Origin of the sequence: Bradyrhizobium australiense, assembly GCF_013114825.1 — a bacterium.
In the GTDB taxonomy this organism is placed as follows: domain Bacteria; phylum Pseudomonadota; class Alphaproteobacteria; order Rhizobiales; family Xanthobacteraceae; genus Bradyrhizobium; species Bradyrhizobium australiense.
The window spans coordinates 173,689-196,031 of sequence record NZ_JAAVLX010000001.1; the positions used below are offsets into that span (position 1 = coordinate 173,689).

The 22,343-nt window shown below is 61.7% G+C and carries 25 protein-coding genes and 1 pseudogene; 19 read left to right on the forward strand and 7 right to left on the reverse strand.

Annotated elements, in window-relative coordinates; all coding sequences use genetic code 11:
- The first annotated feature begins 6 nt into the window (after positions 1 to 6).
- The 5 genes and pseudogenes from HCN58_RS00735 to HCN58_RS00755 form a co-directional block, all read left to right on the forward strand.
- The gene (locus HCN58_RS00735) at positions 7 to 1,188 is read left to right on the forward strand and encodes an MFS transporter (RefSeq protein WP_171577466.1); all 1,182 of its coding nucleotides are present in this window, start codon (positions 7 to 9) and stop codon (positions 1,186 to 1,188) included.
- Between the two features lie 166 nt (positions 1,189 to 1,354).
- Positions 1,355 to 1,771, forward strand: a complete 417-nt coding sequence (locus HCN58_RS00740) for a hypothetical protein (protein ID WP_235983290.1) — start codon at positions 1,355 to 1,357, stop codon at positions 1,769 to 1,771.
- Positions 1,771 to 2,442, forward strand: coding sequence for an OmpA family protein (locus HCN58_RS00745; protein ID WP_171577467.1), 672 nt, complete (start codon positions 1,771 to 1,773; stop codon positions 2,440 to 2,442). Before HCN58_RS00740 ends, HCN58_RS00745 begins: the two co-directional genes overlap by 1 nt.
- Positions 2,443 to 2,555: 113 nt before the next feature.
- Positions 2,556 to 3,302: an ABC transporter substrate-binding protein gene (locus HCN58_RS00750; RefSeq protein WP_376701137.1), complete on the forward strand. Its 747-nt coding sequence runs from the start codon at positions 2,556 to 2,558 to the stop codon at positions 3,300 to 3,302.
- Positions 3,303 to 3,342: 40 nt separating this feature from the next.
- A pseudogene (locus HCN58_RS00755) lies at positions 3,343 to 3,450 on the forward strand (IS630 family transposase); the annotation flags it as partial.
- Positions 3,451 to 3,505: 55 nt separating this feature from the next.
- Here the strand turns inward: HCN58_RS00755 and HCN58_RS00760 are convergent.
- Positions 3,506 to 4,156, reverse strand: coding sequence for a glutathione S-transferase family protein (locus tag HCN58_RS00760; protein ID WP_171577469.1), 651 nt, complete (start codon positions 4,154 to 4,156; stop codon positions 3,506 to 3,508).
- A gap of 693 nt (positions 4,157 to 4,849) precedes the next feature.
- Between HCN58_RS00760 and HCN58_RS00765 the strand changes: the two genes are divergently transcribed.
- Both HCN58_RS00765 and HCN58_RS00770 read left to right on the forward strand, forming a co-directional pair.
- Positions 4,850 to 5,662, forward strand: coding sequence for a formate/nitrite transporter family protein (locus HCN58_RS00765; RefSeq protein ID WP_171577470.1), 813 nt, complete (start codon positions 4,850 to 4,852; stop codon positions 5,660 to 5,662).
- A 161-nt stretch (positions 5,663 to 5,823) separates the two neighbouring features.
- Positions 5,824 to 7,563 carry a bifunctional protein-serine/threonine kinase/phosphatase gene (locus HCN58_RS00770; protein ID WP_171577471.1) on the forward strand — a complete coding sequence of 580 codons (1,740 nt, stop codon included), beginning with the start codon at positions 5,824 to 5,826 and terminating at the stop codon, positions 7,561 to 7,563.
- A gap of 152 nt (positions 7,564 to 7,715) precedes the next feature.
- Here the strand turns inward: HCN58_RS00770 and HCN58_RS00775 are convergent, their stop codons facing one another.
- Positions 7,716 to 8,510, reverse strand: coding sequence for a substrate-binding domain-containing protein (locus HCN58_RS00775; protein ID WP_171577472.1), 795 nt, complete (start codon positions 8,508 to 8,510; stop codon positions 7,716 to 7,718).
- A gap of 269 nt (positions 8,511 to 8,779) precedes the next feature.
- Positions 8,780 to 10,003 carry a polyhydroxyalkanoate depolymerase gene (locus tag HCN58_RS00780; RefSeq protein ID WP_171577473.1) on the reverse strand — a complete coding sequence of 408 codons (1,224 nt, stop codon included), beginning with the start codon at positions 10,001 to 10,003 and terminating at the stop codon, positions 8,780 to 8,782.
- A 179-nt stretch (positions 10,004 to 10,182) separates the two neighbouring features.
- On the opposite strand from HCN58_RS00780, the gene HCN58_RS00785 reads away from it, so the two are divergent.
- The 3 genes from HCN58_RS00785 to HCN58_RS00795 all read left to right on the forward strand — a co-directional run bounded on the left by HCN58_RS00785 (position 10,183) and on the right by HCN58_RS00795 (position 11,721).
- On the forward strand, positions 10,183 to 10,836 hold the full coding sequence (locus HCN58_RS00785) for a glutathione S-transferase family protein (protein WP_171577474.1): 654 nt from the start codon (positions 10,183 to 10,185) through the stop codon (positions 10,834 to 10,836).
- A gap of 307 nt (positions 10,837 to 11,143) precedes the next feature.
- A complete protein-coding gene (locus HCN58_RS00790; protein ID WP_171577475.1) occupies positions 11,144 to 11,578 on the forward strand; it encodes a cupin domain-containing protein in 435 nt (144 codons plus the stop codon).
- Positions 11,579 to 11,583: 5 nt separating this feature from the next.
- On the forward strand, positions 11,584 to 11,721 hold the full coding sequence (locus HCN58_RS00795) for a hypothetical protein (RefSeq protein WP_171577476.1): 138 nt from the start codon (positions 11,584 to 11,586) through the stop codon (positions 11,719 to 11,721).
- Between the two features lie 79 nt (positions 11,722 to 11,800).
- Here the strand turns inward: HCN58_RS00795 and HCN58_RS00800 are convergent, their stop codons facing one another.
- A complete protein-coding gene (locus HCN58_RS00800; protein ID WP_171577477.1) occupies positions 11,801 to 12,034 on the reverse strand; it encodes a hypothetical protein in 234 nt (77 codons plus the stop codon).
- 197 nt (positions 12,035 to 12,231) lie between these two features.
- Here HCN58_RS00800 and HCN58_RS00805 point away from each other — a divergent pair, with 197 nt between their 5' ends.
- Positions 12,232 to 12,627, forward strand: a complete 396-nt coding sequence (locus HCN58_RS00805; protein WP_376701130.1) for a hypothetical protein — start codon at positions 12,232 to 12,234, stop codon at positions 12,625 to 12,627.
- A gap of 14 nt (positions 12,628 to 12,641) precedes the next feature.
- Here the strand turns inward: HCN58_RS00805 and HCN58_RS00810 are convergent, their stop codons facing one another.
- Entirely contained in the window at positions 12,642 to 13,748 is a 1,107-nt protein-coding gene (locus tag HCN58_RS00810; RefSeq protein WP_171577478.1) for a mandelate racemase/muconate lactonizing enzyme family protein, read from the reverse strand.
- Between the two features lie 118 nt (positions 13,749 to 13,866).
- Between HCN58_RS00810 and HCN58_RS00815 the strand changes: the two genes are divergently transcribed.
- The 6 genes from HCN58_RS00815 (at position 13,867) to HCN58_RS00840 (ending at position 19,684) form a co-directional block, all read left to right on the forward strand.
- Positions 13,867 to 14,700, forward strand: a complete 834-nt coding sequence (locus HCN58_RS00815) for an AraC family transcriptional regulator (protein WP_171577479.1) — start codon at positions 13,867 to 13,869, stop codon at positions 14,698 to 14,700.
- 293 nt (positions 14,701 to 14,993) lie between these two features.
- Positions 14,994 to 15,920, forward strand: a complete 927-nt coding sequence (locus HCN58_RS00820) for an SMP-30/gluconolactonase/LRE family protein (RefSeq protein WP_171577480.1) — start codon at positions 14,994 to 14,996, stop codon at positions 15,918 to 15,920.
- A 114-nt stretch (positions 15,921 to 16,034) separates the two neighbouring features.
- A complete protein-coding gene (locus HCN58_RS00825) occupies positions 16,035 to 16,628 on the forward strand; it encodes a GNAT family N-acetyltransferase (protein ID WP_171577481.1) in 594 nt (197 codons plus the stop codon).
- A gap of 25 nt (positions 16,629 to 16,653) precedes the next feature.
- Positions 16,654 to 18,297 (forward strand): GMC family oxidoreductase, encoded by a 1,644-nt coding sequence (locus HCN58_RS00830; RefSeq protein WP_171577482.1) that lies wholly within the window; start codon positions 16,654 to 16,656, stop codon positions 18,295 to 18,297.
- 16 nt (positions 18,298 to 18,313) lie between these two features.
- Complete coding sequence (locus tag HCN58_RS00835; protein WP_171577483.1) at positions 18,314 to 18,739, forward strand: hypothetical protein; 426 nt, start codon at positions 18,314 to 18,316, stop codon at positions 18,737 to 18,739.
- A 156-nt stretch (positions 18,740 to 18,895) separates the two neighbouring features.
- A complete protein-coding gene (locus tag HCN58_RS00840) occupies positions 18,896 to 19,684 on the forward strand; it encodes a Crp/Fnr family transcriptional regulator (protein ID WP_171577977.1) in 789 nt (262 codons plus the stop codon).
- Between the two features lie 387 nt (positions 19,685 to 20,071).
- Here HCN58_RS00840 and HCN58_RS00845 read toward each other — a convergent pair whose 3' ends face one another.
- Positions 20,072 to 20,611, reverse strand: a complete 540-nt coding sequence (locus HCN58_RS00845) for a DUF2380 domain-containing protein (protein ID WP_171577484.1) — start codon at positions 20,609 to 20,611, stop codon at positions 20,072 to 20,074.
- An 18-nt stretch (positions 20,612 to 20,629) separates the two neighbouring features.
- Between HCN58_RS00845 and HCN58_RS00850 the strand changes: the two genes are divergently transcribed.
- Together HCN58_RS00850 and HCN58_RS37330 are read left to right on the forward strand one after the other, a co-directional pair.
- Positions 20,630 to 20,953, forward strand: a complete 324-nt coding sequence (locus HCN58_RS00850; RefSeq protein ID WP_171577485.1) for a hypothetical protein — start codon at positions 20,630 to 20,632, stop codon at positions 20,951 to 20,953.
- 5 nt (positions 20,954 to 20,958) lie between these two features.
- On the forward strand, positions 20,959 to 21,231 hold the full coding sequence (locus HCN58_RS37330; protein WP_376701138.1) for a lysozyme inhibitor LprI family protein: 273 nt from the start codon (positions 20,959 to 20,961) through the stop codon (positions 21,229 to 21,231).
- A gap of 128 nt (positions 21,232 to 21,359) precedes the next feature.
- On the opposite strand, the gene HCN58_RS00860 is transcribed toward HCN58_RS37330, so the two are convergent.
- Positions 21,360 to 22,340, reverse strand: coding sequence for a PDR/VanB family oxidoreductase (locus HCN58_RS00860; RefSeq protein ID WP_171577487.1), 981 nt, complete (start codon positions 22,338 to 22,340; stop codon positions 21,360 to 21,362).
- Positions 22,341 to 22,343: the final 3 nt, after the last annotated feature.

A 22,343-nucleotide genomic window follows, 5' to 3' on the forward strand; every position in this document is an offset into this window, starting at 1 on the left:
TCGACCATGAACAGCCCCAGCCGGGTGATCACTTTCGTCAACGCCGCCCATTTCATCGACCATTATGCGATGCTGATCTTTGCCGCCGCCGTCATCATCATGGGCCCGGCGCTCGGCATGGCCTATTCGGAACTATTACCTTACGCCACCCCGGGATTCGTCGCGTTCGGCGCGGGCTCGCTCGTTACCGGCTGGCTCGGCGATCGCTGGAGCCGGCGGCACATGATGGTGATTTTCTTTTTGGGCATCGGCGCGTCGATGATCGCGGTCGGCTTCGTGCAAACGCCGCTGCAACTCGGCGCAGCGCTGCTGGCAATCGGCCTGTTCGCCGCGATCTACCATCCGGTCGGTACTGCGATGATTGTGTCCTATGCCGACAGGCTCGGCCGCGAGATGGGCCTGAACGGCGTCTGGGGCAATCTCGGCGTGGCGTCCTCGGCGCTGGTCACCGGCGTGATCGGGCAATATCTCGGCTGGCGCTGGGCCTTCATCGCGCCGGGAATCGTCACAATCCTGATCGGCGCGGCCTTTGCGCTGATGGTCGTGCACGAGGACCGGACCGGCAGCAAGCAGGCGGCGGCGCAGGCGCGGGTGGCGAAGCAGGATATGTGGCGGGTGTTTTTGGCGCTATTGATCGTGGTGATCGCGATATCCACCACCTTCAACGCCATCACGGTCGCGATGCCGAAACTGTTCGCCGAGCGGCTGGCCGGCATGACCAACAGCCCGGCGCTGCTCGGGGTAATCGCGGCCGGCGTCTATGTGTTCGGCGCGATGACGCAATATACCATCGGCAAGCTGATCGACCATTATTCGCTGAAGACCGTGATGCTGCCGCTGTCGTTTCTGCTGGCGCCGTTCATGTATTTCGCGGCGACGCTGTCGAACCTGCCGCTGATCATCGCTTCCATCGGCATCGTGATGGGCGCGTTCGGCCAGGTCACCGTCAACGACGCCATGGTCGGCAAGTACACCACCGAGGAATGGCGCTCGCGCGCCTATTCGGTGCGCTACTTCGTCGGGTTCACCGCAGCCGGCGCCTCCGTCGGCCTGGTGGCCTGGCTCTATGAAAAGGGCGGCTTCGTCACCATGCTGCAGGCGTTCGGCGCGCTGTGCCTTTTGGTGATCGTGGCGGCGATCATCCTGCCGCGCGAGATCAAGGTGCCGGCGGCGCAGACCGCGCCGTGACGGCATTCGACACCATGCAGATGGTGGTTTGGAACCTCCCTCGCGCAAGGGGGCGCGTGCTTGCGCCGCCCGCGACGATTTGTTGCGGCGCAATAGCCCGCCTGAGCGGCCGTGAACTCAAATAGAGCACTTGACCATCGCCACCCTCCTTGTGTGAGGTGAGCGCATGACCCGAATCCGGCTTTTCCTTTGCATCATTGCGATATCAGCGCCTTCGCTGGCGGCGGCGCAGTCCATGAAATTCGAGGAGGCCGCGGCCATGCTGGCCGCGAGCTGCGGCAAGGACATCGACGACAATTGCCGTGGCGTCAATCTCGACGCGACGCGCCTGAAGGAGTGCCTGGGTCGAAATCAGGACGTGGTATCAGCGAAATGCAAGGCCGATTATCCCCAGGCTTTCGGCGCCATCCAGCAGCGCATTACCGCGCGCACCTCCCTTGTAAAACTGTGCAATTGGGAATTGAACCATCTGTGCGGCGACGTCCGGCAGGATCCCGTCAAGGGACTGCAGTGTCTGCTGGATTCGACCAAGAAGGCGACCCCGAACTGCAACAAGGCGATCAGCGCTGCGGGGTATCGCTGATGCGTTCGGGAAGAAAGCTGCGCGCCATCGGCCTGTTGTTGGGCGCCTTGTGCCTGGTTGCCTGGCCAATGGCTGCGGCGCGCGCGCAAACGGCTGCGTCGACGGCCGATATCATTGAGAAGCTTGCCGTTGAAGCCGAGTCGGATATCGATCTGGCCGCCCTGCGCCAACAGGCCGCCGACCGCATCAAAGCAAGAGCGGACGCCCAGCCGCAAAAGCGGCCGCCGATCGCGCCTCAATTGTCGAAATTGCCGCAAATCCGTTTCGACGTCGTATTCGACCAGGACTCCTCGCTGATCCGGCCGGCCTCCTATCAGACCATCGGCAGCATCGCCGACGCGCTCACAGATCCGAAGACGCGCCCTTATCGCTATCTGATCGTCGATCATGTCGAATCCGCCGGAAGGCGCGACCACAACCTCATCCTGAGCCAGCGGCGCGCCGAATCGATCCGGGACGTGCTGGTGAACACCTTCAAGGTGTCGCCGAAACGGCTTCAGGCGCTGGGACTCGGCGAGGAACAGTTGCAGGATATCAATCGCCCGGCGTCGCCTGCCAATGCGCGCGTCCAGATCATTGCGATCGGCAAGTTCGAAACGGCCGAGCCGGCCAAGCCGGCGACGCCGGCGGCACAAAAAGGACCGGCTGCGGCAAAGAAAAAGAAGCGCTGATCATCCGTAAAACGGGTAAGCGCGCCGCCAGCCATCGGCTGGGGAAGGAGCTCCCGATGTTCAATCAACTCTCGCCGGCAACGGCTACTCTCTTTCTGGGATTGACGGTGATGATGACGATGCCCGCTGCAGCGGATGCCTTGAAGGACGAGATCGCGCCGACCGGCAAGCTGCGGGTGGCGATCGCGATCAGCCCGGCCGGCGGCGCGTTCTGGTCGACCAGGACCGAAACCGGCTATGCCGGCGTGCCGGTCGATCTCGGCAGGGAGATGGCGGCGCAGCTCGGCGTCCCCGTCGAATATGTCGTGCACAACAATTCCGGGCAGATCGTCGATGCGGTGTCAAAGGGCACCTGGGACATCACCTTCCTGCCGAAAGATCCCGAACGCGAGGGCAGGATGTCGTTTGGGCCGATCTACGAGGTTGCGGACGCGACCTACATCGTCAAGCCAGGCTCGACGGTCACGAATTTCGCATCGTTGGATCAACCCGGGATCAAGGTCGCCGCGGTCAACAACACGACCACGATGCGCGGCGCGATCGCGCATCTGAAGAATGCTGAGGTCACCGGCTACCAGACCTATGACGAAATCTTCGGCCTGCTCAAGAACGGCGAGATCGACGCGTTCGCGCTGTCGCGCGACCAGCTTAACGCCATGGCAAAGCAGATTCCGGGCACGCGCGTGCTGGACGAAACCTTCAAGCAGACCGTGACGGCGGTGGCAGTGCCGCCCAATCATCCGCTGTCGCTGGCGTTTGCGCTCAAGTTTCTGAACGAAGCGATCTCCGACGGCACGCTGCGCAAGGCCTACGACAATAACGGACTTAAGGATCGGCCGGTGCGGACGCAGACCAAATAGCTGGGACTCGCCTCCTGACGGCGATCTATCCCCACGTCACTTGGAAGGCAGGGTCATTGGCCGCTGCATGCAGCGCCACCGCCATCAGGAGTTCATCCGCTTTCTGAACACCGTCGAGCGCGAGGTCCCGGCCGGCAAGGCTGTGCCCGCCATCGCTTCACGGCCTTAAGGTGACGGAATCTTTGACCCTGAGCGGACGGCTATCAGCCGCTCGACGCGGCGGTGAAAACCGCCAATTGAGCGTCGAAAGCACGCTTGAAGGCGGGCCGCGCTTCGCCGCGGGCGACATAGGCGGAGAGGTTCGGATATTCGTCCAGTATTCCCGATCCCTTCGACCTGAACAGCACCGCCGCCATCAGAAGGTCGCCCGCGTTGAACGCGCCATCGAGCCATTCGGCATCGCCAAGGCGAATGGAAAGTTCGCCCAGCGGTTTACGGGCGCGATCCTCGACAATACGCAGGCGCGCCTCGTACCAGGACTTGTCGCGCTCCTCGCGCATGGCGATTTCGCGATCGACAAGCGGCGGCTCCACCGTGTTAAGCGCGGCAAACATCCATGAGATCGCGCGCGCCCGGGCATTCGCATCGTCTGGCAGCAGGCCCGCATGGCGCTGCGCGATATGAAACACGATCGCCCCCGACTCGAACAGAGCGAGATCGCCTTCTTCATAGGTCGGAATCTGCCCGAAAGGATGCAGCGCAAGATGCGCGGGTTCCTTCATCTCACGGAACGAGACAAGACGAACGTCGTAGGGCTGGCCCACTTCCTCAAGCGCCCAGCGAACGCGCATGTCACGCGCCAGGCCTCTGCCGCGATCGGGCGACTGCTTGAAGGCGGTGATGGTGGGGGTCATCGGGAGGCTCCGGGCGACGGCATGATGCCGTCCAGCGTGACATGGGTGATGGCGATGATCTTCCGCATTGTCTCTCTCCGGGTTCTGCGTACCCGAGGACGAACGACCGGCGGGCCTCACGACACGCGCTCGAATTTTTCTCGCGGGCCGCCAACGCCCGCAAACCACCCATCTCGGTCCCCTGGAGGGTCCGCTCGTCGGCTGGGGATCATCCGTCAGATTCTCAGCACTAGTGAGGCGGCACGCCAGGCGCCAACATCTGTGCAACTGCACAAATACAAGGCATGTCGCCTGTCCCTGGGCCGCGCAACTGTGGATTAAACTCGTAGAATCACGAGGTATTTCCGAGCTAACCCCCGAAATCGGGGTTGGCACATCGATTGCTTATTTGCTTCTCAGTCAATGACGACTGCCGTCCTACGGATGCCGAAGCCAGCGTTGGCGAAGGCACAGGGATCAAGCGACCTCACCGAGGCGCTTGGAGCAGTCATCGGGACCATTTGCCACGAATTGCGCATCTCTGTTTCTGATCGAGCGTGACCGTGTCACCGGCCGTGCCGAGGCAGACCTGTTTGGTCCTGCGGAAGGCGACGCCCGGCACGCGCGCGAGGACGGCTTGGCTCACTTTACATCGGCGCGGCTGTGGTCGCCGGCGCTGGATTGAACCGTTTTTTGCGAACAAGGGGAACTGTAATGGCCTATCTCGTGCCTTCGGAATTCGTGACCAAGATGGTCGATGCCGGAGAATCCAAGATCTTCATGTCGACGCGCGACACGGTCATCCGCGCCTACATGGCGGGAGCCATTCTGGCGCTCGCCGCCGCCTTTGCCGTTACGGTCAACGTGTCGACCGGCGTTCCGATCGTCGGCGCCGCGCTGTTTCCGGTCGGCTTTTGCATGCTGTATTTGTTCGGCTTCGATCTCCTGACCGGCGTGTTCGTTCTGTCCCCGTTGGCCTGGATCGACAGGCGTCCGGGCGTGACGCTGGGCGGCGTGCTGCGCAACTGGACGCTGGTGTTCATCGGCAATTTTCTCGGCGCCTTCACCGTCGCCGTGATGATGGCGATCGTCTTCACTTTCGGTTTCACCTCACCACCCGACAAGGTCGGCCAGGTGATCGGAACGATCGGCGAGGGCCGCACCGTCGGTTACGCGGCGCATGGCGCAGGCGGCATGCTGACGCTGTTCGTTCGCGGCATGCTGTGCAACTGGATGGTCTCGGCCGGCGTCGTCGGTGCGATGATTTCGACCACTGTCAGCGGCAAGGTGATCGCGATGTGGATGCCGATCATGCTGTTCTTCTTCATGACGTTCGAGCATTCGATCGTGAACATGTTCCTGTTCCCGTCGGGCCTCCTGCTCGGCGGCAAGTTCACGATCATGGATTACCTGATCTGGAACGAGATCCCGACCGTGGTCGGCAATCTCGTCGGCGGCCTCGCCTTCACCGGCCTGACGCTCTACGCCACGCACGTCAAGACCGCGCCGAAGCGCGTCGCCGCCTGACCGGCGATTGACTCGAGCGGGCCTCGACCGTCCATAGCGTTTTCGAGCGAAGTGGATACCGGTTCGCGTGAAGAAAACGCGTCAAAACAGAAGTCTAGAGTTCGGTTCTGATTCAATCAGAACCGAAGCACTAGTCGAGACCCTGCTCACTGGTCGTGAACATGCCGCGCGAACTGAAAATCTCGGTTGGGCAATATTCTGACAAAGGTCGCAAGGAGACCAATCAGGATTTTCACGGCGTTCTGATTCCGGAAGAGCCGCTCCTCAGTCTGAAGGGCATCGCCATCGTGCTGGCGGACGGGATCAGCAGTAGCAGTGTCAGCCGGGTCGCGAGCGAGTCGGCTGTCAAAGGATTTCTCACCGACTATTACTGCACCTCGGAATCCTGGTCGGTGCGCACGTCGGCGCAGCGCGTGCTGGAGGCAACCAATTCCTGGCTGCACTCTCAGACCCGGCGAAGCCAATACTCCTATGACAAGGACAGGGGATACGTCTGCACGCTGAGCGCAATGGTCCTCAAGTCGACCACCGGCCACATCTTTCACGTGGGCGACAGCCGGATCTACCGCCTGTCCGGTAACTCGCTCGAACAATTGACCAACGACCACCGCGTCGTCATTTCGTCCGAGCAGAGCTATCTCGGCCGCGCGCTCGGCGTGAACCCGCAGGTCGAAATCGACCATCTTACGTTCAGGATCGAGAAAGGCGACACTTTCGTGCTGGTCACCGACGGCATCTACGAGTATGTCGGCGACCGCGTCATTGCAAGGGCGATCAACGATAGCGCCGCCGATCTCGATCAGGCGGCCAAGGCGATCGTCGAAATGGCGTTCGATCTCGGCAGCACGGACAATCTCACCGTCCAGATCGTCCGCGTCGATGAGGTGCCGGACGGCGGGGCGAGCGAAGTGTTCGCGCAACCGCATGAACTGCCGCTGCCGCCGCTTTTGGAGGCGCGGGCGGTGTTTGACGGCTACCGAATTGTCCGCGAGCTGCACGGCTCCAGCCGCAGCCACATCTATCTGGCCGTCGACATCGAAACCGACGCGGTGGTCACCATCAAGATCCCGTCGATCGATTTGCGCGATGATCCCGCTTACCTGAAGCGGTTCATGATGGAGGAGTGGGTGGCGCGGCGGATCGACAGCCCGCATGTGCTGAAACCGTGCCTGCTGCAGCGCAAGCGCAACTTCCTCTATGTCGCGACCGAATACATCGAGGGGCAGACGCTGACGCAATGGATGATCGACAATCCGAAGCCAAGCCTGGAAACCGTGCGCGGCATCGTCGAGCAGATCGCCAAGGGCTTGCGCGCCTTCCACCGCAAGGAGATGCTGCACCAGGACATCAGGCCCGACAACATCATGATCGACGCCACGGGAACGGTGAAGATCATAGATTTCGGTTCGACGAAGATCACGGGCGTAGTCGAGGCCGAGCCATCGGGCATGCGCAATGACATTCTTGGTACCCAGCAATACACCGCGCCCGAATATTTTCTCGGCGAGCCGGCGACGATGCGCTCCGACCTGTTTTCACTCGGCGTCATCACCTATCAGATGTTGACCGGAAAACTGCCCTACGGTGCGCAGATCGCAAACGCGCGGACGCGCTCGCAATTCAACAAGCTGGTCTACCGCCCGGCGTCCCATGGCGACCGAGAATTGCCGCAATGGATCGACGGCACGCTCGAGAAAGCCGTGCACCCCAATCCCAACAAGCGCTACGACAGCTTCTCCGAATTATTGTTCGACCTGCGCCATCCCAATGCGAACTATCTCTCGACGTCATCGACGCCGCTGATCGAGCGCAATCCGCTGCTGTTCTGGAAAAGCACAACGGTGGTGCTGGCACTGGCCGTGATCGTGCTGCTCGCCATCCAGCACGGCGTGCACTGGTAGCGTCTGATGATTCTTCACTGAAATTGTCTCCTGTCCCGGACGCGGTGCAGCGTGAAACGCTGCTCCGCAGAGCCGGGACGGATCAGCAGCGCATCACGCCGCAAGAGCGGCGCCCTGCGCAGCATCCGGGGAACGCATCCGGCTTCAGGAGTTTAATTCGTGGTCCCCGCCGCAATCGGGTCCATGCCGCTCTTGACGATCTCGGTACGCGCGGTGGGTGAGGCGAGGAACTTGATCAGCGCCTTGCCGGCGTCGGGCTCCTTCGAGACCGTGGCGATTCCTGCGGAGAACACCGTGATCTTCTGCAATTCGTCCGGCAGCGGGCCGACGATTTCGATGCCTTCCACCGGCTTCAATTCGCTGATCTGCTGGAAGCCGATCTCGGCGTCGCCGCGCGCGACGATCTCGCCGACCGGCGTGGCCGGGATTTTCCGCGCCTTGTCCTTCATCTCGTCGGCAATGCCGAGCTTGCCGAACATCTCGGTCGAGACATAGACGCCGCTGGCGCTGTCGGAATAGGCGACCGTCTTCACCGCGAGCAGGACGCGCTTGAGCGCGTCGGCCGTGCTGATATCGGGCTTCGGCATGCCCGACTTGACCGCAACGCCGATCGGCGACTTGACGAGATCGACTTTGCTGTCGGCGATCGCCTTGCCGTTCTTGACGAGATCGTCGAGCGCATAGCCGACCATGATCAGGACGTCCGCAGGCTCGCCGCGCTCCAGCCGCACCGGAATGGCATTGGTCGTCGTGCCCATCGACGGCCCGTACGCGGTCAGCACCTTGTGGCCTGTGGCGCGCTCGAATTCGGGCACTAGCGCCTTGTAGGCAGCCGTCAGCCCTCCCGAGATCATCACCCGTACCTCGGCGGCAGAGGCTGTGGCAGATAGCAGGATGGCGCTGAGAATGCCGAGTGTGAGCGCGCGGAGATTTGCAGAAAGTCGCATGGTGGTTCCTCCCGGACGACTCTTGAACGTCGGCCTTGAGAGGATGTTAGCGTGAGGAGCAAAGGACAGCTAGTTCGTCAATGGTGGTCCGTTCCCTCTCCCGCTTGCCGGCCGCTTGCCGGGGAGGGCTAGGGTGGGGGTGCCGCCTCATAACGGATGCCGGCATTCCGCGAGAGATTTCCCCCACCCGCCGTGCTCTTCGAGCACGTCGACCTAACAGCGAGCTTCGCTCGTCTCGACCGCCCGCAAGCGGGAGAGGTGTATACAGATCACGCATTCACATGCACGAAATCCCTGAGCAGCGGGTAGATCTCGTTGTTCCAGCGCTTTCCCGAAAACACGCCGTAATGGCCGACGCCGGCCTGCATGTGGTGCACCTTGCGATAGGCGCGCACGCCGGTGCAGAGGTCTTGCGCGGCCAGCGTCTGGCCAATCGAACAGATGTCGTCCTTTTCGCCTTCGACCGTCATCAGCCCCATGCGCCGGATCGCGGCCGGGTTCACCGGCCGGCCGCGATGCATCAATTTGCCCTGCGGCAACAGGTGCTCCTGGAACACGTCGCGCACGGTCTCGATGTAGAACTCAGCGGGCAGGTCCATCACGGCGAAATATTCGTCATAGAAGGTCTTTATGATTTCGGCCTTTTCCTTCTCGCCCTTGGCGAGATGATTGGCGAGCTCGATATGCTGCTTGATGTGGCGCTCCAGATTCATCGAGACGAAGGCGGTGAGCTGCACGAAGCCGGGATAGACTTTTCGGAACGCGCCCTTGCACTGCACCGGCACGTAATTGATCAGGTTCTTTTCGAACCAGTTGATCGGCTTGCTCTTGGCGAACTCATTGACCTTTGTGGGCTGGATCCGCGTGTCGATCGGGCCGGCCATCAGGGTCAATGTGGCCGGGCGGGCAGGGTGATTGTCTTCCGACATCACGGCGGCGGCGGCCAGCGCCGATACCGACGGCTGGCAGATCGCTACCACGTGCGCGCGGGGGCCGATCTTGTCCAGGAACGTGATCACATGGTCGGTGTAATCCTCCAGCCCGAAGCGGCCGGCATGAAGCGGAATGTCGCGCGGGTTGTGCCAGTCGGTGATGTAGACGTCGTGGTCCTGCAGCAGCGTTTTCACGGTGGCGCGGAGCAGCGTCGCGAAATGCCCGGACATCGGCGCCACCAGCAACAGCCGCGGCTGCTCCGGTGCGTTCTCCTTCTTGAAGTGCAGCAGCGAGCCGAACGGGGTGGCGAAGGTAACTTCCTCAGTTACTTCCAGCTCCTGATTGCCGACCAGCAGCCGGTCGATGCCATAGGCAGGCCGGGCATAGGTGAGGGAAGAGCGCGAGATCAGTTCGAGCGAGGCAGCCAGTCGTCCGAACAATTTGTCCGAGACACCCTGCGGCACGAGATTGAGATAATTCAGGGTCGCCGCGGCCCCGGTCCGCCATGGCGCCGTCAGGTCCATGTGGTTCTGATAGGCCTGGTACATCATTGACATCATTCACATCAGCCCCTGTCCGGTGATGCCATGCAATATCGACGCCACAGTCGGCCCGGCCGCCTCTAAAACTGGCACGTGGCTTGCTGCGCAAATGCCCGACGCACAGGCATTGGGCGGCGGCGCGGTCGGCCGTCCTCGCCTCGGCAAAGGCATTTTGGGGTTCGAGGGGAAGGGGCCATATGGCAAAGACCACGCTGACCATCTCCAGCAAGAATTACTCGTCCTGGTCGCTGCGCGGCTGGCTGTTGGCGAAATTCTCCGGCCTGGAGTTCGAGGAGGTCGTCACCGCTCCCGACGATGCGTCGGCGCGGGCTGAAATCCTGTTGCTGTCGTCGTCAATCCTGGTGCCGTGCCTGCGCCATGACGGGGCCACCGTCTGGGACACGCTGGCGATTGCCGAATACCTCAACGAAATCATGCCGAACGCCGGCCTGGTGCCCGCCGACCGCGTCCAACGCGCCCATTGCCGATCGATCTGCGGCGAAATCCATTCCGGCTTCACCACGCTGCGCGCCTCGCTGCCGGTCAACCTGAAAGGCCATTTCCCGGGCTTCAAGATCTGGTCGCGCGCGCAGGCCGATATCGATCGGGTTTGCACCATCTGGGGCGAATGCCTCGCGGAATCAGGCGGGCCGTTCCTGTTCGGCGAGCGCACCATGGCGGATGCGATGTACGCGCCCGTCGTCACCCGTTTCATGACCTATGACGTGAAGCTCGAACCCGCGCTCGCGGCCTATGCCGGGACCATCATGGCAATGCCGGAAATGCAGGCATGGATCGAAGCTGCCAAGGCCGAGCCCGCCGATATCGAAGAACTCGAGGTCGAATATTAGGCAGGCCCGGCGCACCCTTGCCCGCCTGAAGGGCTCAGGCAACGGGCAGGCTTGCTCAACCCCGTGTCGGTCGTGACCTGTGTGCGGCCGGCCCCTTGGCCACTTTCGCACGTCGCTGAAGCCGGATTTCTGTCTCCACCCAAGCGGTTCACTGCGTGGATGCCGACTCGGTAGCTCCATAGCAACGCGACTGGCGCGGATTTCGCATAGCAACATGCAGCCGTGAACGCGACGATGCGAGGCTGCCGAAAATTTGGACGCTCTCCGCCTGGCCGCGTTCTCGCGAACAGGAACCGTGGAGGCTTCAATGAACAAGCAGGCTGTCGTCAGCAAATTTTCTCACGTCAAACCCGGGGATACCGAATTCAAAGGCGGAGGTCTGCGCGACTTCTTCCTGTATCGCGATCTCGGCATCGCCGACGCCACCGGCGGGCAGGTGATCTGTCATCTGGTCAAGGCCAATCCCGATTTGCCGCCGGAAGAGGGCACCGGCTGGCACAAGCACGAATGCGAATTCCAGATCGTCATCATGACCAAGGGCTGGGCGCGCTTCATGTATGAGGACAAGTCGACCTTGGTGCAGGCCGGCGATGTCGTGCACCAACGGCCCGGCATCATGCATTACCTCTACGATTATTCGGAGGACATGGAGTACCTCGAGATCGTCAGCCCCGCCGACTTCAAGACCGTCGACGTGCCGCCGGCCGCCGACAAGGTGCCGCCGCCCACTCCTTGGAGGTGACCGCCATGTCATCCCCTGAGGAATTAACCTTTGTCGTCGGCCGCTGGCTGCGGCCGATCGTTGTGGTGCTTGATGTGGTGCGCCGGCTGGGATGGCGTCCGGTATCTAGCCGTGAACAGGAGCGTACGGCCTTAAATCAGTGATTCGGGCGCGGTTCGTTCCATCGCTGTTCCGAACCTTAAAGCTCCGCGCGCGCCCGTCGCGTTTTGACACATTGGCGGCTCAGGGCCTGTCTGCGGCGTTTTCAGATCTCGGCCGCGGCAGCCGCCAGCCGACCACAGTGGCCTCGACCATGCCGCCGGTCCTGTCGTTGCGCCATTGACCGTCGATCCAGCGGCAGGCGAAGGGCAGTTGATAGGTTCCGCTGTGATCCTCGCAAAGAACTTCCACCGGCAGGTTCGGCGGCGGGTCCCCGTTGCCGTCGAACTGTGCCAGTCGTTTTTCACGCGTTGCCATACAATCAATCTCCACTGCCGCAGCCGGCAAACACACCAGTTCGAGGTCGCGGCGAAATCCATCCATTGTTAACGGGATGAAGCACAACGCCGGAATGAGGTATCAGTATGGTATCTCTGCAGACGGGGGTTTGCTTCGTGCAAATTGCCGTGATGGACGTTCCCCCTGCGTGAGATGCTTTTGGAACGAGGATTTTGATGATTGCTCCGACGCCCAGGATCACCATCGTCGCTTTCGCGCTGCTGATGGCTTTGTTGCCAGCGACCGTCCACGCGCAGGACGTTCCCGGCATCGAGATCTGCACCGTCGAAAAAACCATGGAACGGCGCACCTCTTGCCTGCAGAGCAATGTCGATTTCCTGCAGAAGACGATCACCAAGCTGACGACCGACCATCAGCAGAAGCTGGATGCCGCCAACCGGCAGATCGAGGCGCTGAAGAACGCGGTCATTGGCTTGCAGAAGCTCGTCGTCGAGTTGCAGGTGGCGCAGAACAAGGCGGCGGAGGATGCCAAGAAGGCCGCAACGCCGGCTGCGAAGGATGCCGCACCTGCTGCAAAGGATGCGGCGCCGGCGAAGGACGGCACGAAGTAGCGGCCATCGGGCGGTTATGACACGCAGTATTGCTCCATGACGGCCTTGTCCGGCTCATAGCCGAGCCCCGGTCCCTGTGGCACTTCGATGTTGCCATTGGCATCGACGTCGATGCGGCCGCGCCACAGGCATGCGGCGCGTTTCATGGAGAACACTTCGACAAAGGTCGCGTCGTCGCGCAGCGACATCAACTGCAGCGTCGCCAGGAAGCCCGGGCCGAAATACGGTGAATGCGGTGCAAGCCTGACGCCGAGTTCGTCGGCCAATGCAGCTACCTTCAGATATTCGGTGATGCCCCCGACCTTTATGACGGAGGGTTGCGCATGGCTCACCGCGCCGGCCGTTATCATCTGCCTGAACTGATGAACGGTGCAGGCATTCTCGCCGGCCGCCACATTAAGCCCGCCCTTGATCCGCACTTCGGCCAGTGCTGCAAAATCCTCCGGGGGCCAGACCGGTTCCTCAAGGAACATCGGCGCAGCGTCGCGGCAGGAATGCGCGAAGGCAATTGCATCCTCGCCATTCAGCGGACAGTTCAGGTCGACCATCAGCGGAACTCCGGGACCGATCTCCTGCCGTGCAGCAAATACCGCAGGCGTTGTGGTCTCATGAAGCTTGATCGCCTTGTAGCCCTGCCGCAGCACCGTCTCGCATTCGCGTGCGATCAGCTCGGGCTTGCCGATCCGCAACAGGCTTGCATAGGCGGGAATCCGCGTGCGCCTGGCCTCGCCGATCAGCCGGTACAACGGCACGCCCTTCGCCTTGGCGGCAAGGTCCCACAGGGCAATATCGAGCGCCGATATCGCGAACATGGTGATGCCATAGCGGCCGAACAGATGCAGGTTGCGCTGGATCTGTTCCATGAAGGCGGGAATGCCCGCCGCTTCGGGAACCTCAAGGCCCATCGCCTGCGGCGCGATCATTTCCTCGATGGCGGCGTAGCTGGTTCGCGGGCAGACATAGGCAAAGGCATCGCCCCAGCCGGTGATGCCGGCATCGGTGGAAACCTCGATCATGACGATTTCCAGCGCCGAGATAGCAGAAGCGCCTTGCTTGAAACTAGCCACCCCAGCGTCATACGGAATCCGGATGTGGTGGGCCCGAACCTTTGTGATGAGCATGGTACCCTCCCAAAGCGTTCCCTACCTTGTCAGTGGCACGATCGAAGAGCAAGGACTGTCAAATGAAGCGGGGCGCAACGGCCGATAATACGAAAGCTTCGCATGAGAGCTGTCAGTCATGAATCCAGCCCAGAAAGCGCTCTGGTACATCGAAAGCCATCTCGCCGAGCCGCTGACGCTCGACGACATCGCCGATGTTGCCGGCGTCTCGCGTTTCCATCTGGTGCGGGCGTTTGCCGCCGCGACCGGCTTTTCGGTCATGCGTTATGTGCGCGTCCGCCGTCTGACCAAGGCCGCGCAGGCGCTGGCCGCCGGTGCGCCCGATATTCTAAGTCTTGCGCTGGATGCGGACTACAGCTCTCACGAAGCTTTCACCCGCGCGTTCCGCGACCATTTCGGAACAACGCCCGAAGCGGTTCGCGCCGCAACGTGCCTTGATCATCTCAAGCTTCGGGAGCCAATCATGATGGATTCAACCCTGCTCGATACGCTCACGCCACCGCGTTTCGAAACTTCCGAGCCGTTGCTCATCGCCGGCATCAGCGAACGCTGCACGCACGAGAACGGCGGCGCCGGCATTCCGAACCAGTGGCAGAAGTTTCACCAAACCGTCGACGCCATCCCGGATCGGGTCGGCAAGGTAGCCTATGGTGTCTGCTGCAATGGCGACGATTCCGGCTTCGATTACATCGCAGGCGTCGAAGTCGCCGATTTCTCCGACCTGCCGCGCGAGTTCGCCCGCGTGCGCATTCCAGAGCAGAAGTATGCGGTGTTCACCCACGCGGACCACATCTCGACCATTCGCCGCACCGTCAACACGATCTGGAATCACTGGCTGCCGGTGTCCGGCATGAAGGCGGCAGATGCGCCGAGCTTCGAGCGGTATGACGAGAATTTCGATCCGGCCACCGGCAATGGCGGGCTGGAGATCTGGATTCCGGTGCGGGAGTAGGCAAGGGCAGTCGTAGGATGGGTGGACGACTTGTCCGCCGTAGCTCGCTAGAGCGACGGCGGAAGCGATACCCATCACCCCTTGCGGGCCGCGATTTGATGGGTTTCGCTTGCGCTCTACCCATCCTACGCTGGTGTCGGACCAATCTTCCGCATTGCTGCCCTGCGCCGCAGGATTGCCCGCGGTTGCTTGGCAAGCGATATCGACTTTGCCATAACATCCGCAACGAAATGTTGCGCGTGCGGGATCGAACCTGAAATCCGCCTGCAGCCAAGAGCCAGCCGGGAGGATTCATGGCCGATATCCGCGTTCTCGCCACCGATCTGGAGTTTCCGGAAGGCCCGGTCGTCATGCCCGACGGCTCGGTAGTGCTGGTCGAAATCCGTGGGAAACGGCTGACGCGGGTTCATCCAGACGGGCGCAAGGAGGTGGTCGCGCAAATTCCCGGCGGCCCCAATGGCGCCGCGCTTGGCCCCGACGGCAAGATGTACATCTGCAACAATGGCGGCTTTAGCTGGATTCCGACCGGCAAGATGATCATGCCGGGCCCGCAGCCCGACGACTATCAGGGCGGCTCGATCCAGCGGGTGGATCTGCAGAGCGGCAAGGTCGAGACCGTCGTCGATAGATGCGGCGAGCACGCTCTGCGGGGGCCCAACGACCTGGTGTTCGACAAGCACGGCGGGCTCTGGTTCTCTGACCTGGGCAAGCGCCGCGCCCGCGAGATGGATGTCGGCGCGTTCTATTATCTCAAGCCGGGCATGAAGGAGATCGTCGAGGCCGTGCACGGCGTGCTGCCCGCCAACGGCATAGGTCTGTCGCCGGACGAGAAGACGGTCTACATCGCGGAGACGCCGACGGCGCGGCTGTGGGCCTACGAAATTTCCGAGCCGGGTACCATCAAGCCGCGCGATGTGATCTATCGCGGCGAGCGCGGCAAGCCGATCGCGGGGCTTGGCGGTTATCAGATGTTCGACTCGATGGCGGTGGAGGCAAACGGCAACGTCTGCGTGGCGACGCTGGTGTCGGGCTGTATCTCGGTAATCGCGCCTGACGGTACGCTGGTCGAGCAGGTTCCGACCGGCGACCGCGTCACCACCAATATCGCCTTCGGCGGGCCGGAGCTGAAGACGGCGTATATCACGCTGTCGGGCAAGGGCGAACTGATCGCGATGGATTGGGCGCGTCCGGGGCTTCCGCTGAATTTTTTGAACAGGTGAACCATCCACGCCATTGCGAGCGCAGCGAAGCAATCCATGCCGCCACACGGGGATGGATGGATTGCTTCGTCGCTTCGCCCCTCGCAATGACAGTGGAGAAGGCGGAGTAGTAAAATGGCCTTTCTTGAACCGGCTACCCTCCAGGGCAAGTACGCCCGGCTGGAGCCGCTGTCGCACGATCACATCGACGGGCTCACGGAAGCCGTGAGGGACGGCGAGCTGTGGAAGCTCTGGTACACCGCCATTCCGACCACCGAAAACATGAAAAAGGAAATCGATCGCCGGCTCGGCCTGTTCGCGGCCGGCACGATGCTGCCGTTCACGGTGTTCGACGCCGAGGGCAAGATCGCGGGCATGACAACCTATATGAACGTTGATGCCGCCAACCGCCGCGTCGAGATCGGCTCGACCTGGTACGCCAAGCGCGTGCAGCGCAGTGCGGTCAATACGCAGTGCAAATTGCTGCTGCTGACGCATGCGTTCGAGAAGTTGAATTGCATTGCGGTGGAGTTCCGCACGCATTTCTTCAATCACCAGAGCCGCCGCGGCATCGAGCGCCTCGGCGCCAAGCTGGACGGTATCCTGCGCAGCCACCAGATCGCGCCAAACGGCACGTTGCGTGACACCGTGGTTTACAGCATCATTGCCAGCGAATGGCCGACGGTGAAGGCGCATCTCACTTATCAACTCAACGAAAAGCCGCGGTAAGTAAAGGCACGCCAGAAAAGAGACGATGGAAACGTTCGATTATGTGATTATCGGCGCGGGCTCCGCAGGCAGCGTGCTCGCCAACCGGCTTAGCGAAGATCCCGGAAGCCGCATCTGCGTGCTCGAAGCGGGCGGCAAGGATTGGCATCCCTACATCTATCTGCCGGCCGGCTTCATCAAGACGTTCCACATGAAGAGCGTCAACTGGGCCTATCAGCAGGAGCCGGGGCCATGGACCGGCGGGCGCAGCATCTACGCGCCGCGCGGCAAGACGCTTGGCGGCTCCTCGTCGATCAACGGCCATATCTACAACCGCGGCCAGCGCCAGGATTTCGACACCTGGGCGCAGCTCGGCAATCGCGGCTGGGGCTATCCGGACGTGCTGCCCTATTTCAAGCGGCTGGAGTGCCGCGTCGGCGAATGCGACGAGACCTATCGCGGACGCGAAGGCAGCCTGACCGTCACCACCATGGATTGGCAGGATCCGCTGTGCGAGGCGTTCATGGAGGGCGCCGTCAGCCTCGGCATCCCCAAAAATCCCGATTACAACGGCGCGATCCAGGAGGGCGTCTCCTATTGCCAGCGCACCATCCAGAATGGATTGCGCATGAGCGCGGCCAAGGCGTTCCTACATCCGGCGCGGAAGCGGGGGAATGTCGATGTGCGGACGCACGCGCACGTCACCAACATCATCTTCGAGGGCAAGCGCGCGGTCGGCGTGCGCTATCTCAGAGGCGGCAAGGGTGGCGTGCCCGTCGAGGTGCGCGCCAACAAGGAAGTCATTCTGTCCGGCGGCGCCTATAACTCGCCGCAGGTGCTGCAATTGTCCGGCGTCGGCTCGCCGGAATTGTTGCAGGCGCACGGCATCGAAGTGCGCCATGCGCTGGCGGGCGTCGGCGAGGGCTTGCAGGATCATTACGCGCCGCGATCGGTGGCGCGGGTCAAGAACATCAAGACCATCAACGAACTTCGGCGCGGATTGAGCCTCTGGGTCGAGGCGCTGAAATGGGCGACGACACGGCGTGGGCTGCTCTCGTTGTCGCCGACCATGGTATATTGCTTTTGGCACTCCGGCGAGACCACCGAGAGCTCCGATCTGCAGCTCACCTTTACCCCGGCAAGCTACAAGGAAGGCGTGCAGGGCCAGCTCGAGGACGAGCCCGGCATGACGGTTGCCTCATGGCAGCAGCGCCCCGAGAGCCGCGGCTATGTCCGCATCCGCTCCGCCGATCCATTCGCGCCGCCGATCATCCAGACCAATTATCTGGTGGAAGAGCTCGACCGCCGCGTCGTCGTCGCCGGCATGAAGCTGGCGCGCCGGCTGCTCGCGTCCAAGCCGCTCGCGCCCTATTACGCCTATGAGGATTTCCCGGGACCGAAGGTGCAGAGCGACGACGAGTTCCTCGCCGCCGCCACCGAGCGCGGCACCACCACGTTCCATCCCGGCTGCACCTGCCGCATGGGTCCGGCAGACGCCAAATGGGCCGTGGTCGATGACCAGTTGCGCGTGCACGGACTGCAGGGCCTGCGAGTCGTCGATGCCTCCATCATGCCGCGCATGATCTCCGCCAATCTCAACGCCTCGACGCTGATGATCGCAGACAAGGCGTCGGATATGATCCGCGGGAAGACCGCGCTGGAGGCGGTCAGGTTCCGGGTGTCGGCCTAGCCTTGGCACGAGGCGCATGGCGTTCGCGGTCAAGGCCGAGATTTCCGATCCGCAGCGGAAGACGTTCGCGTTCACGGCACAAAAGACCATGTATGGCGGCAAGCACATCGCAGCAGGCGACACGGTTTTCGTGTTCGCGAGCCAGAACGAGGGCGGGCAGGGCCTTATTGCGCGCGGCGTTGTTATTTCGGCCGAAGCGATCGCCAGGAAGCGTGGCATCGTCAGGCAAACACCGCGTGTCAGTGTCACTCTCAGACGCACCGCGCTTGCGAAGCGGCCGCTGGGGCGGCGCGAACTCAAGCATTTCACCGACTGGAATGACGGCCGGCCCGAGACCGAACTCAATTTCAAGTTCTATCGTCAGGCAACGAACAAGATCGCCGGCATCTCGGACGAAGCGGCGGCGTTCCTCGGCGAGTTCTTCCAGGACGTGTACTCGTAAAGACGTAGATGTCCGCTTCTGACGGCCAAGCGGAATGCTTCGGATCGGTTACAGCATTACCGCTCGTGACCCCATCTCGGAAGTGGGGTGGCCAAGTTTGCTGCGCTGCGAAAAACAACTTCCGGTAAGCTGGCCTCACCGGCTCCAAAAGGAGATATGTCCATCATGCTGGACCGCATTCTCGATGCAGCAACCGACAACCTCAGGTTCGCGAAGATTCTTGTCCAAATGGGTCTCGATCCGAACAACGTGACCTGGGACGCCATCTTCAACCGCCTGCTGGAACTCTTTCTGCACAACATCACGCTTGCCAATATGTTCGCCCTGGTCGGCGCGATCTTCTTCGTCGCTACATTGCTGACGCACACGATGGTGCCGCTGCGGGTCGCGAACATGATCGGTTGCGCATTCTTCGCCATCTTCGGTGCGCTCACCGGAGCCGTCACGACCTTTCTTCTTTATCTCCTGATGATTCCCATCAATGCCTACCGTCTCCGTCAAATGCTCGCTCTCGTGAAGAAGGCGCGCACCGCAACACAGGGCGACATGTCGATGGAGTGGCTCAAGCCGTTCATGACCGACCGCAAGTATCGCAAGGGTGATATCTTGATGAAGAAAGGTGACGCAGCCAACGAAATGCTGCTGACCGTTACCGGCAAATTCCGGGTCATCGAAATCAACGTCGAACTTCCGCCGGGGCGTTTGATGGGCGAGCTTGGTTTCCTCACGCCCGACAACCGCCGGACCGCGACGATCGAATGTATCGAGGATGGCCGCGTCCTGACTATCAGCTACGAAAAGCTGCTCGAGATCTACTTCCAAAACCCGCAGTTCGGCTATTATTTCCTTGTCTTGACCAGCCAACGCCTGCTGGAAAATCTCGCGCGAGCCGAAGCCATCATCGCGCAGAACAAGATCGCGCCGCAGACGCCTTTCGCCAACTAACAGCGGTCCGGGGCGATTGATCCCGGCCGTCGCGTGCTCCGCCGCCGGCGTCCTAATTCCCACTGGCTTTGCGCGCATGGCGCAGAACTTGAATTCGGGATCTTTCCAAACGGATCGAGCGCCACATTGGTGAGCAGATTGGCAACAGTCCTCCCGCTCATCCTTCGCTTGGGAGGGCTTGAAGTCCGATCATTGCACGCTGCCCGCGGCCATCGCCGCTAAAGCGAAGCCGAAAACAAGAGCGTCTTGTTGCAGTGCATGAGCCTGTTGTTGGCCCTCAGCCGAACTGTCTATGAGCCGCCGCAAGGGCCGCTCTCGGGGGAGAAACGGACCTGACGAGCTGAGCGTTCGGATCGCTGCTTGTGACCCATTGCAGACGCGCGCGGCCTATTGCTGCGATCTGCTTTCAAGCAGCCGGTCGCGGACCTCCTCCGATACAAAGCGCTCCGCCCGCTGCCATGCCTCGTCATTGTCGCCGCGGAACGTGAAGAACTTCCGGAACAAGACGCGCTGGGATGTCGTATCGACGGCAACAGTCCACACCACCTGCACCAGCGTGCTCCTCTTATGAACGATGCCGATAATCAGGATCTGCGTGCCGGCCTGTGACGCCGCGCGCAGCCGATCGCCCAACGCGGGTCCCTCGGTCGGACAATTTGATGTGCAGGAGGAGGGCACGAGCTCAAAACGGCGGTCTGCCGTGACGTCGTCCCGCAGCGCGGTCATGAAAGCCCGCAATCGCTTTTCATGCGCGGCCGTCTGATCGGTGGGCTCGTTCGACGTGTCGATATAATTGAAATCGTCGACGGAGACAGCCAAGGCGTGGTCGGCGGTCGCGGCGGATGCATCTGAGATGAGGCTGGATCCGAACAGACCGGTGAACAGGCCGGCTGTGGTAAGAGCGTGCAACAGGGAGGCGTGGCGCATGGCGATGGCTCGATCTCCGTGGCTGAATTGCGTTGCGACTACAACCCTTTCCAAGCATCAATTGCTGCATTCCCTGCCGCTATCCGGCACCGTCGTTCAGACCAAGTCGCGCAAAATGTCCAAAGCGGATTTGACCAGAACATTAGAGGTCGCCAGCGGAAAGTCAGCTTACAAGTTAGTCATTCAAGGCTGTTTGAAGTGCTCGCATTGAAAGCGCCGACCAAATACGAGCTGGTCGTCAACCTCAAGACCGCTAGAATGCTCGGCCTCGACACTCAGCCAGGCAATATCAACGAGATGCGTTGCGCGATCGAAGCCGATAAGGCTGTCGATACCTATTGAACAGGTTGTATGGAAAGATCGTCGCGAAGCTCAAGCAGACCGAAGATCCTGACCATGACATCGAAGAACGAAAGGAGCTCTTAAAGCGGTTGGTTACGTCAGAACGCGCGTGGATCGCTTACCGCGAGGCAGAATGCTCTCATGCATCTGCCGCCATGTTGGGTGGAAGTGGACAAGGAACGATGCTTGCACAATGCAGGCTTTCGATGAGGGCGGATCGCGTCAACAACCTCTTTCGATTTTATAAGATCAGATTTCCCGACATCGCGAAAGAATAGTGGGCTATCGAAAGCGACAGGGTTCTTGTCACCGTCTGCTTTTGGCCGACTCGGGCCTCATCCGCGCCTGACTACGGCGCGGATTTATGAGTACGCGGCCTAGGCAAGACCGGCACCCGATCCAGGCGCTAGACGGCCTCAGGCCGGTACAGCGTATCGATGGTGACGACGCCGATCGCGCGCGATACGCACGGACATATCTTGCGGTTGTCCTGCTTCTGCTGATCGCTGAAGAACACGTCGCGGTGGTCGATCTCGCCTTCGACGGCGACGACGTCGACGGCGCAGACGCCGCATTCGCCGCGCTGGCAGTCGGATATCACCTCGAAGCCGGCGCCGTTCAGCGCATCCAGCATCGAGCTATTTTGCGGCACGACAAGCTCGGTCTCCGTATCCTTCAGCCGCACACGGAATTCCGCGGTTGGCTTCAGCCCGCTGGAGCCGAAAGTCTCGTAGCGCAGGTCGGCCGGCGCGCGTCCCGCATCATTCCAGGCCCGCTGCGCCGCCTCCAGCATCCGCATCGGCCCGCAGATCATGGCGATGGCATCCTCCGGCAGCGCGCGAAAGGTGGCGTCCAAGTCAAGCCGCGCGCCTTCGTCAGTGGCGTGCACCATCAGTCGATCGCCGAGCAGCACCGTCAATTCGTCGAGGAAAGCGGCATCGCCGCGTGATTTAACGGCGTAGTGCAGCGAGACGTCGATATTTCTCCGGCGCAACGCGGCAGCTATACCGGTGATCGGCGTGATGCCGATGCCACCGGCGATCAGGCAATAGTTCTTCCTGGTCCAGTCGATCTCGAGCAGCGACGTCGGATTTGAAGTCTCGATCCGTGCGCCAGCTTGCAGATTCCACATGCCGCGCGAGCCGCCGCGGCTGTCCGGGGCCAGCCGCACCGCGATCCGATAGTTGCTGGCATCGCTGTTCTCCACCAACGAATAGGAGCGCCGCGCCGGCTGCCCGTCGATCAGCACGGTGACGCCGATGTGGCTGCCGGCCGAGTAGGGTACCACCTGGCGGCTTTCCGGACGCAGGCGGAATTCGCGGATCGTCGGCGTCACGTCATTGACGGCATCGACTGTGCACCAGCTCCATTGCTCTGCAAAACGCATGGG

Bases quoted from the DNA above. Each gene is read 5' to 3' on its own strand.
- HCN58_RS00785 (WP_171577474.1), top strand. From the start codon at position 10,183: ATGGCAAAGACCACGCTGACCATCTCCAGCAAGAATTACTCGTCCTGG.
- HCN58_RS00780 (WP_171577473.1), bottom strand. From the start codon at position 10,003: ATGATGTCAATGATGTACCAGGCCTATCAGAACCACATGGACCTGACG.
- HCN58_RS00760 (WP_171577469.1), bottom strand. From the start codon at position 4,156: ATGACCCCCACCATCACCGCCTTCAAGCAGTCGCCCGATCGCGGCAGA.
- HCN58_RS00750 (WP_376701137.1), top strand. From the start codon at position 2,556: ATGACGATGCCCGCTGCAGCGGATGCCTTGAAGGACGAGATCGCGCCG.
- HCN58_RS00835 (WP_171577483.1), top strand. From the start codon at position 18,314: ATGGCGTTCGCGGTCAAGGCCGAGATTTCCGATCCGCAGCGGAAGACG.
- HCN58_RS00735 (WP_171577466.1), top strand. From the start codon at position 7: ATGAACAGCCCCAGCCGGGTGATCACTTTCGTCAACGCCGCCCATTTC.
- HCN58_RS00790 (WP_171577475.1), top strand. From the start codon at position 11,144: ATGAACAAGCAGGCTGTCGTCAGCAAATTTTCTCACGTCAAACCCGGG.
- HCN58_RS00805 (WP_376701130.1), top strand. From the start codon at position 12,232: ATGATTGCTCCGACGCCCAGGATCACCATCGTCGCTTTCGCGCTGCTG.
- HCN58_RS00845 (WP_171577484.1), bottom strand. From the start codon at position 20,611: ATGCGCCACGCCTCCCTGTTGCACGCTCTTACCACAGCCGGCCTGTTC.
- HCN58_RS00800 (WP_171577477.1), bottom strand. From the start codon at position 12,034: ATGGCAACGCGTGAAAAACGACTGGCACAGTTCGACGGCAACGGGGAC.
- HCN58_RS00810 (WP_171577478.1), bottom strand. From the start codon at position 13,748: ATGCTCATCACAAAGGTTCGGGCCCACCACATCCGGATTCCGTATGAC.
- HCN58_RS00775 (WP_171577472.1), bottom strand. From the start codon at position 8,510: ATGCGACTTTCTGCAAATCTCCGCGCGCTCACACTCGGCATTCTCAGC.
- HCN58_RS00770 (WP_171577471.1), top strand. From the start codon at position 5,824: ATGCCGCGCGAACTGAAAATCTCGGTTGGGCAATATTCTGACAAAGGT.
- HCN58_RS00830 (WP_171577482.1), top strand. From the start codon at position 16,654: ATGGAAACGTTCGATTATGTGATTATCGGCGCGGGCTCCGCAGGCAGC.
- HCN58_RS00815 (WP_171577479.1), top strand. From the start codon at position 13,867: ATGAATCCAGCCCAGAAAGCGCTCTGGTACATCGAAAGCCATCTCGCC.
- HCN58_RS00840 (WP_171577977.1), top strand. From the start codon at position 18,896: ATGTCCATCATGCTGGACCGCATTCTCGATGCAGCAACCGACAACCTC.
- HCN58_RS00860 (WP_171577487.1), bottom strand. From the start codon at position 22,340: ATGCGTTTTGCAGAGCAATGGAGCTGGTGCACAGTCGATGCCGTCAAT.
- HCN58_RS00740 (WP_235983290.1), top strand. From the start codon at position 1,355: ATGACCCGAATCCGGCTTTTCCTTTGCATCATTGCGATATCAGCGCCT.
- HCN58_RS00795 (WP_171577476.1), top strand. From the start codon at position 11,584: ATGTCATCCCCTGAGGAATTAACCTTTGTCGTCGGCCGCTGGCTGCGG.
- HCN58_RS00745 (WP_171577467.1), top strand. From the start codon at position 1,771: ATGCGTTCGGGAAGAAAGCTGCGCGCCATCGGCCTGTTGTTGGGCGCC.
- HCN58_RS00765 (WP_171577470.1), top strand. From the start codon at position 4,850: ATGGCCTATCTCGTGCCTTCGGAATTCGTGACCAAGATGGTCGATGCC.
- HCN58_RS00825 (WP_171577481.1), top strand. From the start codon at position 16,035: ATGGCCTTTCTTGAACCGGCTACCCTCCAGGGCAAGTACGCCCGGCTG.
- HCN58_RS00820 (WP_171577480.1), top strand. From the start codon at position 14,994: ATGGCCGATATCCGCGTTCTCGCCACCGATCTGGAGTTTCCGGAAGGC.